The sequence below is a fragment of the Pseudomonas sp. LH1G9 genome (genome assembly GCF_002949975.1).
GTDB lineage: Bacteria > Pseudomonadota > Gammaproteobacteria > Pseudomonadales > Pseudomonadaceae > Aquipseudomonas > Aquipseudomonas veronii.
This window is the reverse complement of the sequence record NZ_CP026880.1, coordinates 2,847,280-2,866,377: the sequence shown is the minus strand read 5'-3', so window position 1 is coordinate 2,866,377 and position 19,098 is coordinate 2,847,280. Positions and strand designations below refer to the sequence as shown.

At 62.4% G+C, this 19,098-nt stretch carries 14 protein-coding genes; 5 read left to right on the top strand and 9 right to left on the bottom strand.

Annotated elements, in window-relative coordinates:
- Window positions 1-77 precede the first annotated feature (77 nt).
- The 7 genes from C5F70_RS13100 to C5F70_RS13070 all read right to left on the bottom strand — a co-directional run bounded on the left by C5F70_RS13100 (window position 78) and on the right by C5F70_RS13070 (window position 8,438).
- On the bottom strand, window positions 78-833 hold the full coding sequence (locus C5F70_RS13100; protein ID WP_104903492.1) for an ABC transporter ATP-binding protein: 756 nt from the start codon (window positions 831-833) through the stop codon (window positions 78-80).
- Window positions 827-1,888 carry an iron ABC transporter permease gene (locus C5F70_RS13095; protein WP_046383977.1) on the bottom strand — a complete coding sequence of 354 codons (1,062 nt, stop codon included), beginning with the start codon at window positions 1,886-1,888 and terminating at the stop codon, window positions 827-829. The genes C5F70_RS13100 and C5F70_RS13095 overlap by 7 nt, the downstream gene beginning before the upstream one ends.
- On the bottom strand, window positions 1,885-3,054 hold the full coding sequence (locus tag C5F70_RS13090) for an ABC transporter substrate-binding protein (protein ID WP_104903491.1): 1,170 nt from the start codon (window positions 3,052-3,054) through the stop codon (window positions 1,885-1,887). The genes C5F70_RS13095 and C5F70_RS13090 overlap by 4 nt, the downstream gene beginning before the upstream one ends.
- Window positions 3,055-3,074: 20 nt before the next feature.
- Window positions 3,075-5,450, bottom strand: a complete 2,376-nt coding sequence (locus C5F70_RS13085) for a TonB-dependent receptor (RefSeq protein ID WP_104903490.1) — start codon at window positions 5,448-5,450, stop codon at window positions 3,075-3,077.
- Window positions 5,451-5,564: 114 nt separating this feature from the next.
- The gene (locus tag C5F70_RS13080; protein ID WP_104903489.1) at window positions 5,565-6,542 is read right to left on the bottom strand and encodes a FecR domain-containing protein; all 978 of its coding nucleotides are present in this window, start codon (window positions 6,540-6,542) and stop codon (window positions 5,565-5,567) included.
- Entirely contained in the window at window positions 6,543-7,058 is a 516-nt protein-coding gene (locus tag C5F70_RS13075; RefSeq protein WP_079445008.1) for a sigma-70 family RNA polymerase sigma factor, read from the bottom strand. It lies immediately after the preceding gene.
- Window positions 7,059-7,193: 135 nt separating this feature from the next.
- A complete protein-coding gene (locus C5F70_RS13070; protein WP_104903488.1) occupies window positions 7,194-8,438 on the bottom strand; it encodes an MFS transporter in 1,245 nt (414 codons plus the stop codon).
- Between the two features lie 116 nt (window positions 8,439-8,554).
- Here C5F70_RS13070 and C5F70_RS13065 point away from each other — a divergent pair, with 116 nt between their 5' ends.
- The 4 genes from C5F70_RS13065 to C5F70_RS13050 all read left to right on the top strand — a co-directional run bounded on the left by C5F70_RS13065 (window position 8,555) and on the right by C5F70_RS13050 (window position 14,809).
- Window positions 8,555-10,765, top strand: coding sequence for a TonB-dependent siderophore receptor (locus tag C5F70_RS13065; RefSeq protein WP_104903487.1), 2,211 nt, complete (start codon window positions 8,555-8,557; stop codon window positions 10,763-10,765).
- Window positions 10,766-10,948: 183 nt separating this feature from the next.
- Window positions 10,949-12,211: a serine hydrolase gene (locus C5F70_RS13060; RefSeq protein ID WP_104903486.1), complete on the top strand. Its 1,263-nt coding sequence runs from the start codon at window positions 10,949-10,951 to the stop codon at window positions 12,209-12,211.
- Window positions 12,212-12,327: 116 nt separating this feature from the next.
- Complete coding sequence (locus tag C5F70_RS13055) at window positions 12,328-13,665, top strand: hypothetical protein (RefSeq protein WP_046383971.1); 1,338 nt, start codon at window positions 12,328-12,330, stop codon at window positions 13,663-13,665.
- A gap of 40 nt (window positions 13,666-13,705) precedes the next feature.
- The gene (locus tag C5F70_RS13050) at window positions 13,706-14,809 is read left to right on the top strand and encodes a polyamine ABC transporter substrate-binding protein (protein WP_104903485.1); all 1,104 of its coding nucleotides are present in this window, start codon (window positions 13,706-13,708) and stop codon (window positions 14,807-14,809) included.
- Between the two features lie 26 nt (window positions 14,810-14,835).
- Here C5F70_RS13050 and C5F70_RS13045 read toward each other — a convergent pair whose 3' ends face one another.
- Together C5F70_RS13045 and C5F70_RS13040 are read right to left on the bottom strand one after the other, a co-directional pair.
- Complete coding sequence (locus tag C5F70_RS13045) at window positions 14,836-15,447, bottom strand: TetR/AcrR family transcriptional regulator (protein ID WP_017847941.1); 612 nt, start codon at window positions 15,445-15,447, stop codon at window positions 14,836-14,838.
- 98 nt (window positions 15,448-15,545) lie between these two features.
- A complete protein-coding gene (locus C5F70_RS13040; RefSeq protein ID WP_104903484.1) occupies window positions 15,546-17,318 on the bottom strand; it encodes a sigma-54-dependent Fis family transcriptional regulator in 1,773 nt (590 codons plus the stop codon).
- 270 nt (window positions 17,319-17,588) lie between these two features.
- On the opposite strand from C5F70_RS13040, the gene C5F70_RS13035 reads away from it, so the two are divergent.
- Window positions 17,589-19,064, top strand: a complete 1,476-nt coding sequence (locus C5F70_RS13035) for a benzaldehyde dehydrogenase (RefSeq protein WP_046483790.1) — start codon at window positions 17,589-17,591, stop codon at window positions 19,062-19,064.
- The last annotated feature ends 34 nt before the right edge of the window (window positions 19,065-19,098 follow it).

Genomic DNA, 19,098 nt, shown 5'->3' with positions numbered 1-19,098 from the left:
GGATGCGCCGCCCATCGAAGCCCAGGCACTGATGGCCGGTGCGGCCGTGGAATAGCAGGCTGGAGTGCTCGCGGCCCTCAAACAATATCGTCGATCAGGATATGAGGCTGCCCGCGACTGCACTGTTCAATGCGCGCCTGGACCTTATACACAGTGCGCAGCATCTGTTCTGTAATGACCTCACGGCTCGCGCCACTGCCTTGTGCGGTACCGTCCGCAATCACCAGCACCTGATCGGCAAAACGTAACGCCTGGTTCAGGTCATGGATGGCGATGAACACAATGACCCGACGCCGGCGGGCCAATGCCTGCATGAAGTCCAACACCTGGACCTGGCGGTGCATGTCGAGGGCGCTGGTGGGTTCGTCCATCAACAGGATCTCCGGCTCGCGCACCAAGGTCTGCGCGATGGACACGAGCTGTTGCTGCCCGCCGCTGAGTTCGCCGAGGTTGCGAAAGGACAGGCCGGTGATCCCCAGCGCCTGCAATATCTCGTCGACCAGCGTCAGCTCATCATCGTGGACGACCCAGCCGGGCGACAGTTGTTTACGTGCCAGAAGCACCGATTCGTACACCGTCAATCGAGCGCTGCCGTTCAAGCCTTGCGGCATGTAGCTGATGCCCCGGATGCCCTTTTTCGAGCCCTGCAGAATCACCCGGCCGGGGCCGTCGATCAAGCCTGCCATGCGCTTGAACAGGGTGGACTTGCCGGCGGCATTGGGGCCGACCACCGCGACCACTTGGCCACCCATAAATGCGCCGGTCGTGACACCGCTGATGATCGTGCGCTGACCGTAGCGGGCACCAAGGTTCTCCAGCTGGATCGTCACCATGAGTTTTTCTTCCCGCTGAGAATCAGAGATATGAAGAACGGCACGCCGATCAACGATGTGACCACGCCGATCGGAAAGATCGCGCCCGGAATCAGGGTCTTACTGACCACCGAACTGACGGACAGAATCAGTGCGCCGGTCAGCAGCGACGCCGGCAGGAAGAACCGCTGGTCTTCGCCAATCAACATCCGCGCAATGTGCGGGCCGACCAGCCCGATAAAACCGATGGTGCCGACGAAGGCCACGGGAAACGCGGCGAGCAGGCTGACCATGATCAACGTCTGAAAGCGCAGGCTGCGCACGTTGATACCGAAACTTGCGGCCTTGTCGTCGCCCAGCCTCAGGGCTGTGAGGGCCCAGGCGCGCCTGGCGAAAATCGGCAGGGTGACCACGATCACCAGGCAGATCACACCGAGTTTTGGCCAGGTGGCTTTGGTCAGGCTGCCCATGGTCCAGAACACCACGGCCGCCACGGCTTGCTCGGTGGCAAAAAACTGCACCAGGGCCAACAACGCGTTGAACGTGAACACCAGGGCAATGCCCAGCAGCACGATGGTTTCAGCGGTGACGCCGCGGCGCATGCTCAGGAAGTGGATCAGCAAGGCAGAGAGCATGGCCATGACGAACGCGTTCACCGGCACCATGTACTGTGCCGCCAATGGGAACAGGGCCACGCCAAACGCCAGGCCCATGGCCGCGCCGAAGCTGGCGGCGGCAGAAATGCCCAGGGTGAAGGGGCTGGCCAGCGGGTTGTTGAGGATGGTCTGCATCTGCGCACCCGCCAGTGATAATGCCGCGCCCACGGCAACCGCCATCAGGGCGACAGGCAGGCGGATATCCCACATCACCACGCGCACCTGCGCCGAAGCGTCGTCCGGCGAAAACAGTGCGCCGAGTACTTCGCGCAGGCTGTAACTCGCCGGGCCCAGGGCCAGGTCAAGCAGGACACTGCAGAGCAGCAGCGTCATCAGCCCGGCGAGGATCAGCCGCTTGCGCAGCACCAGGCGACGGTAGGTCTCGCGCTGCACCACCAGGGTGTCGCTCGGTGCGCTCATGGCTTGACCTCGGGGGTGCGCAAGCTGACGAAATAGCCCGGCTCGTAAGGTACCGGCAGAAACCGCTCGTGCAGCTCGCGAAAGGAGGCCTCGGGGTCCAGGTCGGCAAACAGCGTGGGATGAAACCATTTGGCCAATTGCTGGATGGCCACGAACTGGTAAGGGCTGTTGTAGAACTGATGCCAGATCGCATGAAAGGCCTGGTTGTCCTGCGCCTTGATCCCTGCGTAGGCTGGCCGTTGGGTGTACCAGGCCAGTTTGTGCCGGGCTTGCGTCATGTCGGCGCCCGGGCCGACGCCGACCCAATGGCCGCCAGGGGCGAACGCCTCCCAGTTGGCGCTGGTGACTACCACCTGCGCCGGGTTGGCGACGATGACCTGTTCGGGATTCAACTGGCCGAAGGTGCTGGGGATAATGCCTCTGGCGATATTGTTGCCACCGGCCATGTCGACAAAAAGCCCGAAGTTTTCGTTGCCGAAGCTCAGGCAGCAATCGTCCGTGTAACCGCCGATGCGTTCGATAAACACCGCGGGGCGCACAGGCTGCTGCGCCGCGATCACGTCGGTCACCCGGCGGATCTGCCGGTTGCGAAAATCAATGAAAGCCTCGGCACGCGCTTCTTTGCCCAACAGCCGGCCGAACAGGCGCATGGTCGGCTCGGTGTTCTGCATCGGTTGATTGCGAAAGTCGACGTACACCACCGGTATGCCCAGGGCATCGAGCTTCTCGATATAGCGCGCATCCTCGGTGGCATGCTGTGCCTCGATGTTGAGGATGATCACGTCGGGGTGTTGGGCGATCGCTTGTTCGATGTCGAAGGTCCCGTCTTCAAAACCGCCAAAGGTGGGAATCCTGGCAATGGCGGGAAATTTGCGCAGGTAGGCTCCGTAGGTGTCCGGGTCCGACTGGATCAGATCCTTGCGCCAGCCGACGATGCGTTCGATGGGGTTTTGCGTATCCAGGGCGGCGACTAGGTACAGCTGGCGACCCTCCCCGAGAATCATCCGCCTGACCGGCAGATGGACCTTGACCTCGCGGCCGAGCAGGTCGGTGACGGTACGGCGCGCGGTATCCGCCTCGGCGGCGGGGGCGGGCAGTGAAGCCCCGAGCAAGCCAGCCACTAACAGCGCCGCGAAGGCGTGGCTGCGTCGAACGATGGTAACCATGGTTAAAGCCTTTGCAGGTGTCAGAAGTCGACCGTGGCCGAGAGTAAAAGCGTGCGTGGCGAGCCCTGGGAAAACGCTCCATAAGAGGCGACACCCGACCAGTACTCGCGATCGAACAGGTTTTGCACCGTGGCGCGGAACGTTGTCGGCCGCTGTGCGATACGCGTGGTGTAACGTGCGCCGAGGTCGATGCGGGTCCAGGGATCCAGTTGTTGGCTGTTGGCCTGGTTGACGTACTGGCGGGCGGTATAGATCGCGCCACTGGTGAACGTCAGCCCCTCGACCCAGGGGATGTCCCATTCGGCCCAGAGGTTGGCTTGTACATCCGGCACGCCGACCGGAGTGTTGCCTCGGTTGGCGGCAATGCCGGTTTTGGTCAACTGCGCATCCAGCAGCGTCACTCCCCCGAGCAGGCGCGCGCCTGGGGCGACCTCGCCAAACAGGTTCAGCTCGATGCCCCGATTGCGCTGTTCGCCTTGCACCGAAAACGTCCCGCCCGACAACTCGCCGCTGGGCTTCTTGATCTGGAACAGCGCCAGGGTCGCCATGAACGTGCCGTAGTCGAGCTTGACCCCGATCTCCTGCTGCCGGGAAACGTAAGGGGCGAAGATCTGGCCTGCATTGGCGGCGTTGGCCGGGGCGACGTCGCCCTTGCTCAGGCCCTCAAGGTAGTTGTAGTAGAGCGACACATGGTCCCAGGGTTTGACCACCACCCCGAACAGCGGCGTGGTCTTGCCTCCGTCATACGACGTGCTCAGCGTACCGGAGGCGTTGTAGTTGCTCGACTCAATATGCTGTCTGCGCAGGCCGAAGGTGACCTGCAGGCGTTGTTCGAGCACCGACAGGGTGTCGGCGATGGCGATGCCGGATAATTGCGTCGCGGAGACCTTTGGCGTATCCGGCTCGGCAATCGAGGGCTTGGGCTGATCGATCGGGTGGTAGATGTTCGACAGGATGACCGCGCCGGATGTGATGCCACGGGACAACTCATCGCGATAACGCGAGACTTGCAGGGCCGTGACGTGGCCGACCGGCCCGGTGTCGAAGCGTAGGCGCGTGCCCGCATCGACAGTGTAGCGCTGCACGTTGAACTTGTAATAGCCGGGTGTCGAGGCGGTGTCGCCGGCGGCGTTGAGGAGGGTTGGGGTCTGGTCGGACATGCGCGCGACAGCCGACCTGCCGCCACCGGCATGGGCGAAGACGGTCAAGGCGTCGGTGAGGTCGTATTCACCGCTGAGCAACGCGGATTTATCACGGGTTTCGGACCAGCCCCAGTCTTGGCTCACATTGGTCCGACCATTGGCGGCGGAAGGCATCTCCACGCCCGTGTCGATCAGGAACGGTCGAGATGCCGCATCGAACTTTTCTTGCTGGGAGATCAGGTCCAGGCTGCCTCGCAGGCGATCGCCCCGGTAGTCCAGGGACACGGCGCCGAGCCCGACGGCGCGCGATTGGTCGTCGATCACGGTGTTGCCTTGCTGGACACTGGCGTTGACCCGCACCCCCCATCGGCGTTCCTCGCCAAAGCGCCGGCTGATGTCGATATGGTTCCCCAGTTGCGCATCCTGGGCGTAACTGGCGGTGAACCGCGTCAAGTCTTCATCCAGGGAGCGCTTGGGCACCACATTGATCACCCCGCCGACGGCACTGTTGGGCGACATGCCGTAGAGCAGTGCGCTCGGTCCTTTGACGACCTCGATGCGTTCGGCGTATTCGGTGAACACCCGATAGTTGGAGGCCACGCCATAGACACCGTCGAAGGCCAGCTCACCGAGGTTGCCTTCGCCGACCGGAAACCCACGGATAAAAAAAGAATCGACAATCCCGCCGGTCTGCCCGGTGGCGCGGACCGACGAATCGCGCTCCAGCACGTCGCCCACGGTCGTTGCCTGTTGGTCCTTGATCAGCGCCGAGGTGTAAGTGCTGACGCTGAAGGGGGCGTCCGTTACATCGATATTACCCAGCATGCCCAGGCGTCCTCCCGCGGCCACCTGGCCCCCCGGGTACACCGGGGGCAAGGTCTCGGCCGGCTGGTCGTGGCCACTGATCGTGGTCTGCGCCAGGGTGACCCTGCGGAGCGCCAAGGTGTAGCTGCCGTCGTTGCGCAGCAGCATGTCCAGGCCACTGCCGGCCAGCAAATGCGCGACTGCCGCCTGGGTCGAGTAATTTCCAGAAAGCCTTGGGCTGATCAACCCTTCAGTGATCGACGGCTCGAAGGACAAGGCAATGCCGGCCTCCACGGCAAAGCTCGACAAGGTTGCGCCGAGCGGTCCGGGGGCAAGGTTGTACGCGCGCACGGTCACTGAATCCAGCTGCACCGGCGCGTCCGCCCAGGCCAAAGGGCAGGCCGCACCGATCAGGGTCAGGCTGAGCAACGCGCTGCGAATGACCGGCATCAATGGGGGGCCCTGTGGCGAGAGGAAGTGGCTGTTCCTTCATTGCCAGTTGAGATCAAAAAAAGTATCAGCCTGGCAACGCTTTATTTTTTTGCGAGGTTTGCCTTCGCGGCGTCAGGCGGGCGACAGCGTGACCCAATACCCGTTCAAATGGCCGGTGGCGAGCACCGGGTAGGTTTGCACCAGCATGTTCAAGGTGCGTTGGGTATCGCTGATCGGGAAGGCACCCGAGACGCGCAGGTCGGCAATGGCCGGATCGCAGCGCACAAAACCACGACGATAACGCGCCAGCTCGGCAACGAAATCCGCCAGGCGCATCTTGTCCGCCATCAGCATGCCCTGGGCCCAGGCACCGACGTAGCGACCGGCGGCAGTCAGCGCTCCAAAGGTCTGTGAGGAAAAGTCGGTGCGCTGCCCGGCGTTGACGATCAGCGGCTCCGTTTGGCGGTTTTCGGCCAGTTCCACTTTCACTGCGCCTTCCAGTACGGCGAGCTGGGTACGCGGGCCCAGTTCACGCACGGTAAAGCGCGTGCCCAGGGCCTGCATGCGGCCCTGTCGGGTGATGACGAGGAAGGGGCGGGGGACGGAAGCGGTATCCGGTGCGGTCTGCACCAGTATTTCGCCTTCGCGCAGATGGATCAGCCGCTGTTGGCCATCAAACAGCACATCCATGGCGGTGTCGGTATTCAACGTGATGCGTGAGCCATCGGCCAGGGTCAATTCGCGTTGTTGGCCCACGGCCGTGCGGTAGTCGGACGACCATCGGCCTGACTCCACCAGCTTCCAGCTGCCCCAACCCGCCGGTATCACCGCCAGCAGCAGGGCCAATTTACCCAGGGCTGCACGCCGCTCCGGATTGCTTGGCCGATCCAGCGCCGACATCGCCAGGGAAGACGGCAAGCCGCCCAGCTTGCTTTGCAGCAATTGCGCCCGCGACCACGCGCGATCGCGCTCGGGGCTGCTGACCTTCCAGCGCTCCCACTCGGCACGCTCGTTGTCGCTCAACCCGTTGTCGCTCAAACGCATCAGCCATTCGGCGGCTTCTTCAAGCACGTCGGGATTCAGCGGTGGCTCTCTGCGCAGCGCGCGCATCTATTCGACCATCATCATGCAGTGCAGGAACGCTTGCTTCATGTAGCGTTTGACGGTGATCAGCGAGACGTCCAGTTGCTTGGCGATGTCGTCGTATTTCAGCCCGTTGATCTGCGACAGCAGGAACGCCCGCTTCACCAGCGGCGGCAGGGCATCGAGCATGGCGTCGATTTCGTGCAGGGTTTCCAGCACCATGAAGTGCGATTCAGGCGACGGCACATCCTGTGCGGGCGCATTGGCGAGTGCCTCCAGGTAGGCGCGCTCCAGCGCCTTGCGCTGGTACCAGTTGATCAGGATGCCCTTGGCCACGCAGCTCAAGTAGGCGCGAGGCTGCTCGATTACCGTGACCTGTGAAGCCAGGATACGGGTGAAGGTGTCCTGCGCCAGATCCGCCGCATCCATGGCGTTGCCCAGTTTTCTTTTCAGCGTCGCGTACAGCCAGCTGTGATGCCCGCTGTACAGGGCCTCAATCGCGCGCAGGTGACTCGGGTTGTTCGCGGAGTGGGTTTGGCTCATGGCGCGGGCGTGCATCTAATTGAGAAGTATTCCCAATGCTAGTTGACAAGATGCTTGAAAAGCAAGGGGAGATCAGTGCCCCGCGATCGGTGCGATCCCATGTGCTGGCGTGTCCTTCATCGCCAGGCACCTGGTTCAATCCCGACCCGCGACTTGGTGGGGTTGCTTGCCCGCGGGCCAATAACGCAGGGCGACGATCAGCACCAGCGCCAGCACATACGCCAGGCAAACGAACAGATACGTGTAGGGCAGGCCATACGCTTGGCTGAGCAAGCCGCCGATGCAGATACCGGCAATCGAGGCAAACTGCGCGGTGCTTTGCGCGATACCCAGTACATAGCCCTGTCGGGCACTGTCGGCGGTGGTCGAGATCAGGGCCATCAGCACTGGCGTCGTGGCACCCAGCAGTACTCCCCAGACGAAGTAGGCCAGGATAAACACCACGGGGTTGCGGGTAATGCCCGCCACGGCGGTCAGCGCGATGCAACCGATCACCACGTAAGTGATGCGCTGCAGCGTCTGGTGTAGAGAGCGCTGCTCGAAGTAACGCGACCATGCCGTCGCCGAAAGAATGAAGCCCAGGGCCAATAGCCCGTAGCACAGGCCGACCACTGAGTGGCTGACATCGAATGTGGAACTGACGTAAAGCGAGAACGAAGTCTGGGGCAGCATTCGCGCCAACAGCAGAATCCCCATGATGCCCAACAGCGACAGCAGGGGCGAGCCACGCCAGCCAGCAGCGCTGGCCTGGGCGGGGGCGCAGGTGTTTACCGGCGCGGTTTTTTTCACGGGGGGGACGTCCGGCAGTGTCATGGCGGCGATCACCGTGCAGGCGGCGCATAACACCGAGGCCACGATATTGATCCAGAAAAACGTCGCGTAATCGAGAATCAGGCCGCCGAGCACGGCGCCCAGCAACGAGCCGACGTTGGTCGAGATCTGCAGAATCGCGAACAGCCGGGCCCGGCGCGACGGGCTTTCGATACTCACGCCGTAGGCCTGCGCCGGGGCAATGTAGCCCGCGAAGGCACCCTGCAGGAAACGCAGGGCCAGGATCGCCCAGATGTCGCTGAAAAACGCCAGGCCGAGCTGGGTCAAGGACAACCCGGCGAGCGCGCGGATCATCATCAACTTGTGCCCGTATCGATCGCCGATACGGCCCCAGAACGCACTGGTCAGCATGATGCCCAGCATCGGTCCCACGTACACAGCGATGCTGGCGAAACTGAAAAGCGCCTCCGAAGAAGCCAGCCCGCGCAGGTGTACGGGCCAGAACGGTCCGCTCATTTCCATCGCGCCCATGGAGACCAGTTGGATCGCGAACAAAAGATAAACAAGGGTTCTGACACTTGAACCCTGAATGACACCTGCATGGGACATGAGACGGCCTCGGCGGATGAACCCGGTAAAAAAACAGGGAGGGATGATACTTTTTCGCAAGTCGGCTGGCATTAGGAGTGATTCCCATTTTCCTACGTTGAAAGGATCCTCTCGTCATGCCCGTTATCTGTCGTCCCTATGGTGAACGTGTGTTAACCCTCGCGATTCGGAGCGCCATGCTGAATGTCGTCTTGGTCGCATGCAGCGCCAATGCCTCGGCGGCTACGCCACAGCCCGCAGCGGGCGACGCGTCAACGCCTGACAGCGCGCAGAGCCTGATCCTCGACACCACCACCATCGACGCCCGCGAGGCTGGCCCCACGGCATTGCCGCCGGTACTGGCCGGCGGGCAGGTCGCCCGTGGCGCGCGCCTGGGGATGATGGGCAACAAGGATGTGATGGACGCCCCGTTCAGTGTGACCAGCTACACCGCCAAAACCCTGGCCGACCTGCAGACAGTGACGGCGGCCGACGCCCTGGAGCGCGATCCTTCGGTGCGGTCCACGGGGCAGACGGGCGGTATCGTCGATTCGTTTTTCATCCGTGGGTTTGCCATCGGCGAAGGCAACCTTGGCGAGTTGGCCTATGACGGCGTGTACGGTGTGGCGCCGAACTACCGGACGTTCACCGACTACGCCGAACGCATCGAGGTGCTCAAAGGGCCCGGTGCGCTGATGTACGGTGTCTCGCCGAACAGCGGCGTTGGCGGCGTCATCAACATCGTGCCGAAGCGGGCGCTGGATGAAGACCTGACGCGCTTTACCGGCAGTTACGCATCGGACTCCCAAGTGGGCGGCCGCTTGGACATCAGCCGGCGCTTTGGTGAAGAAAACCAGTTTGGCCTGCGCTTCAACGGCAGCCTCCAGGGCGGCGACACCGCCGTCGATAATCAGAAGCGCGAGGTGGATATCGGGGCCATTGCCTTGGATTATCGCGGCGAGCGGTTGCGCCTGAACCTTGACTACATCAGCCAGAAAGAAAACTTTGACGGCGCCTCGCGCCCCTTCACCGTCGCAACGGGCGTCGACGTGCCATCTGCCGCCAATGGCCGCACCAGCCTGCCGCAAAAATGGGGTTGGTCGGACACCAAGGAACAATCGGCACTGCTCGGCGGCGAGTATGACTTGAGCGATGCGCTGACCGTGTTCGCCCATGCCGGCGGGGGCAAGTCGGACGTGAAGCGCCTGTCCGACCAGGTGCCCAGGATCCTCAACGACGCCGGCGATACCAGCAATATCCCGGGTTATTACAAGTTCAACGTCGACCGTTCGACCGCCGATGTGGGCCTTCGCGGGCTGTTCGCCACCGGGCCGGTGACGCACATGACCACGCTGATGGCGACCCGTTACCGGGACGAACTGTCCCGAGGCATCACCAATGGTAAGGAGATCCGCTCCAACATCTATCACCCGGTGGATACGCCCAAGCAATACCTCGACGCCCCCAAGGTGCTGCGCATTTCGGAGACGGAACTGTCCGGCGTCGCACTGACGGACACCCTGGGCGTGCTGGACGACCGCCTCCAACTGACCCTCGGCCTGCGCCGGCAAGCGATCGAGTCGCGTAACTACAATGCCGCCGGGGCTGTCAGCTCCCGCAACAAAGACACTGCCACGACGCCGTTGCTGGGCGTCGTGGTCAAGCCCTGGGATGACGTGTCTTTGTATTACAACTATGTCGAAGGCTTGAGCAAGGGCGATACCGCCCCAGGCACCGCGAACAACGGCGGCCAGACATTCGCCCCTTATGTGTCCAAACAGCACGAGCTCGGCGTGAAGTATGAACACCACACGTTCATCACGAGCGTGGCGTTGTTCCAGATCGAAAAGCCCAGCGGCGAGCTGGGTGCCAACAATGTGTATTCCGTGCAATCGGAGCAACGCAACCGTGGCGTGGAAGTGAGCCTGTACGGGGAAGTCGCGCCGGGCACGCGCTTGATGGGGGGCGTGACGTTCCTCGACGGCGAGTTGACGAAGTCCGCCACCGCAGCCAACCGGGGCAACAAACCGGTCGGCGTACCCGACATCCAGGCCAACCTCTGGGCCGAATGGGATACCCCATGGCTGGAAGGCTTTACCTTGACCGGCGGCGCGATCTACACCGACAGCCAATACGTCAACCAGGCCAACACCCAGGAACTGGACGCCTGGACTCGCATCGATGCGGGCGCGCGTTATGCCACGAAGATAGAAGGGCGACCTACGACGTTCCGCGCCACCGTGCAGAACGTATTCGACCGTGAGTACTGGTCGGGCGTCGCCTCCTACGGCGCCTTTTCCCCGGGATCTCCGCGCACCTTGCAGTTGTCGGCCACGGTTGATTTCTGAGGTCGGTGTGGAGTGTGCTTTTCATGACGGCGAATGTGCCACGCACCGCCGGCTACCGGCTCGATGCAGCGATAGCGGAGTTAGTGTTATCGAATAAAAAGTTTTATTGACTAAAGATAAATATCGGGTAATGATTTCTGCGCATCTGCTCTCATGCAGAGTCATCTCCAGGGTCATCTCCCGATGAGTCATAAAAACCCGTCTTTTCTTGCGACGCTTTACGTCGAGGCCACTGAATCGTCGTCGGCCACTTGCGCGGCCCCTTTGCTGATGCGTGGCTTTCCCGCCGAGCCGGAACACCGAGTCACGTGGCACAACTGGATGCGTCCGCCCTTCAGCCAGTGGGGGTTCCGCAACCTGGCGCGCTTGCGCCCCACCATTGACGTACCGGCGGGCCCAGGGCCGGTCGGTATGCTCAAGCAGGCTCCCAATGCGCTGGACCAGCTGTGTTTCGACAGTGAGTGTGGGCTGAGCATCAGCGTCATCGATCACCTCGAGGCCAGCCAGACCGACGCCTTTTTGGTGATGCAGGGCGACACGGTATTGTTCGAGCGCTACTTCAACGGTCAGCAGGCCTGCGACCGGCACATCATGTTTTCGGTGACCAAGTCGCTGATCGGCACCCTTGGCGAACAGCTGGTTTCCAGTGGTGTGCTCGAGCCTGGGTTACCCGTCGCGTACTACGTGCCCGAACTGGTGGGCAGCGCGTTTGGCGATGCGACGGTGCGCCAGTTGTTCGATATGGCGGTGGGCATCGACTACAGCGAGGTGTACGACGATCCCAACTCGGAGAGCTCGCAGTACGGTTACGCCTGCGGGTTTCAACCCGCACCGGCGCAATACGCTCAATTCGAGTCGTTGTACCAGTACCTGCCATCCCTCAAAAAGCGCGCCAGCCACGGTGGCTTTTTCCATTATGTGACCGCGACCACCGAAGCCTTGGCTTGGGTCATGGAGCGCGCCTCGGGCAAGGCCTGCAGCCAGTTGTTAGCAGAAATCTGGAGCCGGCTGGGCTGTGATCGCGACGGCTATTTCATGGCTGATCCCTGGGGACGTAACGTTGCCGGGGCGGGTTTCAGTGCGACGTTAAGAGACATGGCGCGCTTCGGCCGTCTGCTGGCCAACGATGGCTGTCACGAGGGGGTTGAGCTGCTGTCGCCCGAGACCGTGGCACGTATCGCCGGCGGCGGGGATCCGGCGATCTACGCGCAAAATGCCGAGTTCTCCGGCTGGACACCAGGTGCGTCCTATCGAAGCCAGTGGTACGTGTTCAACGATCACAGCCAGGCCCTGATGGCCGGTGGCATCCACGGCCAGTACCTGTTCATCGACAAGCCCTCCGGCGTCGTGATCGTCAAGCAATCGTCGCTGACCGATGCGGTCGGCCCGTTCGATGCCGATAGCGTGCGAATGCTGCGCGCTATCAGCGCTCACCTGAGTCACTGACACACCCCGAAAAATAAGAGTCTTGCGTTCTATTCACCTGGCTTTGCCATGTGTTGGCGGCGCTTTGCGTCGCCATTGACTGCCCTGTAACAACAATAATCACACAGGAGCTTCTTATGGTTTTCATCAAGCGTTTCTCTCGAGCGCTCATCGCGGTCGGCTTACCCTTGACCACCCACGTCGCGTTGGCGGGCTACACCTTTGAGGACGGCGATCTCAAGGGCGAAGTCAACCTCACCGCGGGGGGCGCGACGCTATCAACCCGCGGCGTCAACTTTGGCAGCGGCCGGGTCGATGCGCGCAACGGTAAAAATGGCGGCACCAAGATCGACTGGCAAGAGTTCTACGTAAAACCCGGGGTCAAACTCGAGTATGCGTTGCAACCCGATTTCAGCTTGCTGGCCGGCGGTTCCCTGGTCGCGGCAAGCACGTTCGGCGACGGCGATGCGGGCGGCTTTACCCGCAGTTCCGACGGCAAGGTTGCCGCTGAAGAACTGTACGGCGGGTTCCGTGCCGGTGAGTGGAAGTTCACGGCTGGCCGCCAGAACTACATGGTCGGTACGGGGTTCATCGTCATGGACGGCAACCTGGACCAGCTCAAGGACGGCGCCTACTGGCTGGGCCCTCGAACCGCCTTCAAGGATTCGGCGATCCTGGCCTGGGAACATGGCGCCTTGAAGTCTCAGGCATTCACCCTGCGCACCGACGATGACCTGGGTGATTTCCGCATGACCGGCGTCAACCTCGATTACAACCTCGACGACCAAGTGACCCTGGGCGCCATGGCCATGCGGGTCAACGCCCTGGGGCCCAAAGGCAGCACGCTGCCTCGTCGTCGCGACGGCATGCAGGTGTACAACCTGCGGGCGCTCAATGCCAAGGTGCCCGGCGTACCGGCGCTGACCCTGAATGCGGAGTACGCGTTGGAGCGCGGTAGCGGCGAGGGGGTCGATTACGATGCCAACGCCTGGTACGGCCAGGCCGACTATGCCTTCAGCACGTTGCCGTTGACGCCCGTCATCGGTTATCGCTACGCGAGCTTTTCCGGTGATGACAACCTCAGCGATAACCGCCAGAAAGCCTGGGACCCGTTGAGCAAGGGCTTCGTCGACTGGAGTACGTGGCTCGTCGGCGACGTGGTCGGCAACTACCTGCTGTTCAACAGCAACGAAAATGTCCAACAGTTCTCGCTCAAGACCCACCTCAACGAGACCCTGACCCTCGGCGCCATTCACTACCAGTTCTGGCTCGATGAGAAAAACTACATGGGCGCGGCGGTCCGCGATCGGCGCTTTGCCGATGAGAGCGTGATATTCCTCGACTGGACGCCCACGCCGTCGTTCTATACGTCGCTGTCCTATAACTGGGTCAAGCCACTGGCCGCCGCCAAGCAGGTGTTCGGTGACGACCAGACCTTCAGTGCGTTGGAACTGTATTTCACCTATCGCTATTAAGTGCCGCGAGCCTTTGCGGCCGCGCTGGAGTGTTTTTATCATGAACAGTTTTTTGCGTAATACCCTGCTGGGCACAGTCGCTTCGTTGTTGATCAGCGGTTTTTGTCTGGCCGAAGAACGAACCGTAAGGATCTACAACTGGATCGAATACCTGCCGCCGGAAGTGCTCAAGAGCTTCCAGGAAGAGACCGGAATCCGCCCGATCTACGATGTATTCGACAGCGCCGAAACCATGGAGTCCAAGCTGCTGACGGGAAACTCCGGGTATGACGTGGTATTCCCGGGCACCGCCAACCTGGGGCACCTGATCACCGCCGGTGCCGTCCAACCGTTGGACCGCGCGCAGTTGCCGAACTGGCAGCACCTGGACCCCGAGTTCATGAAATCCCTGGAAGCGGTGGGGGACACCGGCAATCGCTACGCCGTGCCGTACCTATGGGGCACCACATTGATCGGCTACAACGTCGACAAGGTGCGCAAAGCCCTGGGCGCCGACGTGCAGATGAACAGCTGGGACATCATCTTCAAGGAAGAAAACCTCGCCAAGCTCGCCAGTTGTGGCGTGGGTTTTCTCGACGCCGGCAACGAGATCCTGCCGATTGCCTTGCACTACAAGGGCCTCGACCCCAATAGCCAGAAGCGTGAGGACTATGCGCAAGCCCAGGCCGTGATGATGAAGATCCGCCCTTACGTCACTTACTTCAACTCGTCGCGCTACGGCATGGACCTGGCCAACGGTGATATCTGTGTGGGCGTGGGCTGGTCCGGCGGTGTCGCATTGGCCGCGCGACTGGCAGATGCCGCCGGCAAGGGCGTCAAGGTCGAGATGGCACTGCCCAAGGAAGGCGCGCCGATGTGGGCGGACGTGATGATGATCCCGGCCAATGCGCCCGATACTGCAGAGGCCCATGCGTTCATCAATTACATCCTGCGCCCGGACGTGATTGCGCGCATCAGCAACAAAATCGGCTACCCCAACCCGAACAAGGACGCCACTGCGCTGGTGGACGCCAGCATCCGCAACGACCCCAACATGTATGTGCCGGAGGAAGCGCGCAAGACCCTGTTCGCCCTGGAGCCGATCCCGGCCGCCGTGGAGCGCATCCGTACCCGCACCTGGACCGCCATCAAGAGTAACCGCTGATCGGTATGGCCTGACCCCGTAATGGGTCAGGCCTGCATGCCGTAAAACAGCAACTCGGTGATGCGCCTGACCTGGGTAGAGTGCGCGTCGATATCCGGGTGTTCCTGGTTCACCAGTCGGAACAGTTGCAGGTGCGAATAGTCGTTCAACAGGAACGCGGCCAATTCCACATCGAGCTGCGGACGCAGCTTGCCAGCCCGTTGCAATTCCCGCAGCAATTCGCTGATTTCGGCCCTGAGCGCATCGTTCATGGCCCGATAGCCTGCCGGCAGTTCATTGTTGCCACCGAAGAGAATCAGCGGCAGCAGTTCACGCCACAGGCTGGGGTGCATGACTTCCAACGCATAGCCGGTAAGAAGGCGTTCCAGGTGGCAGAGCGCCTCGACCGGGTCGTCTATTTCGTGGATCCGGCTGCGGGTGTCGATGATCGCGCGTTGATCGGCGTGGTGCAGGATTTCCAGGATGATTTCCTGCTTGTTGCCGAAGTACTTGAACACCGTCGGCGGCGACACCCCGGCCTGGCTGGCGATCTGTTCGATGGTGGTGTTCTGGAAACCCTGGCGTTCAAACAGTTCGATCGCGGCCTTGCTGATGGCTTGCCGGCGTTCGGCTTTCTGACGTTCACGCAGTCCGCTCACAGGAGATCCTTGTCATGAGTAAAAAGAGGGGCGCTTGTCGCCCCGGTATCCCTGCAAAATACTTAATTGGGTAAAGCTTTTAAAGCACTAATTGCCATTCAAGGGGTTTGCCGCTGATGCTTCTTCAATCGGTAGGCAAATTGAGCGCGGCTGAGCCCCACGAGCCTGGCGGCGGCGGCCAGGTTGCCGGCGTTTTGTTGCAGCGCTTCATTGATCAGGCGCGATTCAAGGCCGTCGATGGAAAACCCCTGGTCCAGCTGGCCAAGGGTGTCCAGCAGTGCAGGGCGGGGCGCTGTGGTGGTTAGCTGCGGCCCGCTGTTTGACAGGCTGCCGTGGTCGTCCAGGCCATAGGGATCGGCGGGCATCGGCTCGTTGCGAAACAGGTGCACCAGGTCAATCGCTTGGCCTTCGTCACTGGCGATCAGGCCGCGTTCGATCAGGTTTTGCAGCTCGCGCACATTGCCCGCGAAGTCATAGCGCAGCAAAACCTTCAGGGCGCGCATGGTCAGGCCCGCTGGCGTTCGCGCGTATTCCTGGCAGAAGCGTGTGAGGAATGCGTTGATCAGCAGCGGGATGTCGTCCCTGCGTTCGCGTAGCGGTGGCAGGGCGATGGGGTAGACATTCAGCCGGTAGAACAGGTCTTCACGAAACGTACCGTCAGCCACGGCTTTACGCAGGTCGATATTGGTGGCGGCGACCACGCGCACATCCACCTTGATACCGCGCACGCCGCCGACCCGTTCGACTTCCCGTTCCTGCAAGGCCCGCAGCAACTTGCTCTGCCCGCCCAGGCTGAGGCTGGTGATTTCATCCAGGAACAGCGTGCCGCCCTGGGCCCGTTCGAAACGCCCAGGGCGCGAGTGCGTCGCGCCGGTATAGGCACCGCGTTCGACGCCGAAGAGTTCGGCCTCGATCAGGTTATCCGGAATGGCGGCGCAATTGAGCGCCACGAACGGGCCGTCATGGCGGTGACTGAGCTGGTGCAACTGGCGCGCAAACATCTCCTTGCCCACTCCGGACTCACCGCTGATCAACACCGTTGCCGGGGTCAGCGCGACGCGTTGCAGGGCTTGTGTCGCGGCGTTGAACGCGGCGCTAGCGCCCACCAGCGTTTGCGGCGGGTTGGCCCTGGCGCTGCGGCTCACCGGGTGCTCGGGCGTGGGCGCGAGCGTGGTGCTGGTGACGGCCTGGGACACATTCAGGTAGCGCAGGTCCTGCTCGACGTCACCCCATTGCTCGGCCGTCTTGCCGATCACCCGACAGCTGCGGTGGCCCATGCCACGGCATTCCACTTCGCGGAAAATCACCATTTGCCCGAACAGGCCACTGACGAAACCGATGGCATAGCCGGTTTCAGTCCAGCACACCGGGTCCTGGCCGATGCCGTAGGCGCCCACATGCTCATCGGCCTCGCAGGAGTGGTGCCAGAGGAACTCACCTTCATAGAACCCCGAATCGGCATCGAACTTGAAGTGCAGCGGCTCGACCTTGGTCATGCCCTCCAGGGTGTGCAGGTGTGTCCCGGCGCGAAACACCGCGGCGGCATCGGCCTGTGGCCAGCGCTCGCGTATCAACCGCGCATCCCGCGCGCCGGAGGCATAACCGGTGCGGGTGAACAGGCCGCGCGCCTGCTCCAGGCCCAGGCGTTCGATGACCTCCCCGCGCAGGGCGCCGAACGACGAACTGTGCAGCAACAACATGCGTTGATCGTTGAGCCAGATACGCCCGTCTTCGGGAGAAAAAAACAGGCAGTCGGTCAGTTCCGCCGGCGTGGGCGAGCTGCCGGCACTGAGTTGGCGGCTGTCGCCGCGCGGATGGAAGGCCGCATTGGCCACCCGGTCGTCGGGCAGCGCACTGGGGGGATTAGTCATTGTTATGCCCCTGCAAAGCGAGTGAACGATATGAGTAACTGCTCAGATAGTTATTAAACATAACCTTATCAATTGAACAAGTGGCAGGGCCCCGGTTCTTGCAGGCAACCGCTCGGTGGGGTGTGAGCGCGACGCGGCGGGCCGCGACCCAGAGCCCTCGACGCGTTACGTCAGCAGCTTTGCGCGCAAGCGGCACAGCCTTTGCTCAAGGCTTGATGCGGCGTTTGCACCCTGTGCAGGCGATGACAATTACAAGAACTCGGAGTTGCCATGTCAGTGTCTGAAACCACTCACTTTCTACAGCGGGCCATTGCGTCCGAATGCCTGTTCAACGGCGATTGGATACCCGCCTCGGGGTCCGTGATCCCAGTGATCGAACCCGCCACCGGCGAACCCCTGATGCGCTGCGCCATGGCCACCCCGGCCGACATCGCCATCGCCTGCCGCAACGCGGCCCTGGCGCAGCCGGCATGGGCTGCATTCGGCCCTCGGGAGCGTGCCGAGGTGTTTCGCAAGGCGGCGGACCTGGCTCAGCAGTCCTTCGCGGAACTGGCGCTGTATGTCGCGCGGGAAACCGGCGGCGCGTTGTTCAAGGGTGAACACGAAGTGCGCGAAGCGATAGTGCTGCTGCATCAGGCGGCGGGGCTGTTGTCCCAACCGCACGGGGTGGTGCTGCCCAGTGAAGCCGGGCGCCTGTCCTATGCGCGGCGTCAGCCCCATGGCGTGGTCGGGGTGATTTCGCCGTTCAATTTTCCGCTGATCCTGTCGCTGCGCTCGGTGGCGCCGGCGCTGGCGGCGGGCAATGCGGTGGTGCTCAAGCCCGACCCGCAGACGCCGGTCAGCGGTGGTTTTCTCATCGCCCGGCTGTTCGAGGAGGCGGGCTTGCCCAAGGGCCTGCTGCAGGTGTTGCCCGGCGCTGCGCCGGAGGGGGAGGCGCTGTGCCGCGATCCGAATGTGCGGATGATTGCGTTCACCGGATCCACCGCGGCGGGGCGCAAAGTCGCCGAAGTGGCGGGGCGACACCTGAAAAAAGTCGCGCTGGAACTGGGCGGCAAAAACCCGCTGATCATTCTCGAAGACGCCGACCTCGACCTGGCCGCGAGCAATGCCGCCTGGGGCGCCTGGATGCACCAGGGGCAGATCTGCATGGCGACCGGCTTGATTCTCGCCCACGAATCCATCGCCGAACGCCTCACGCGCAAGTTGGTGGACAAGGCCCGGGCGTTGACGGTGGGCAATGCCGCCCGGGGTGAGGCCGCGCTCGGCCCATTGATCAACCAACGGCAATTGCAGCGCGTACACGCAATCGTCAGCGACAGCCTGCAAGCGGGCGCGCGGTTGGAGGCGGGCGGCGAATATGACCGGTTGTTCTACCAGCCCACCGTGCTCAGTGGCGTGCGTCCGGGGATGCGCGCGTTTGAGGATGAAATCTTCGGCCCGGTGGCCACGGTGGTCAGCTTCGCCACGGACGAGGAGGCCATCGAACTGGCCAACCGCACCGAGTACGGCCTGTCGGCCGCCATCATCTCGCCGTCGGTCGGGCGCGCCATGGCCATCGGCGAGCGGCTTGACTGCGGCCTGTTGCACATCAACGACCAGACCGTGGCCGACGAATGCATCAATCCGTTCGGCGGGCGCGGCGCCTCCGGTAATGGCGGCAGCGTGGGCGGGCCGGCCGACTGGGACGAGTACAGCCAGTGGCAGTGGGTCACGCTGAAAAATACACCGCCTGCCTATCCGTTCTGAGCCCTGGCTCATCGGTTTGATCCATCCATGCCTA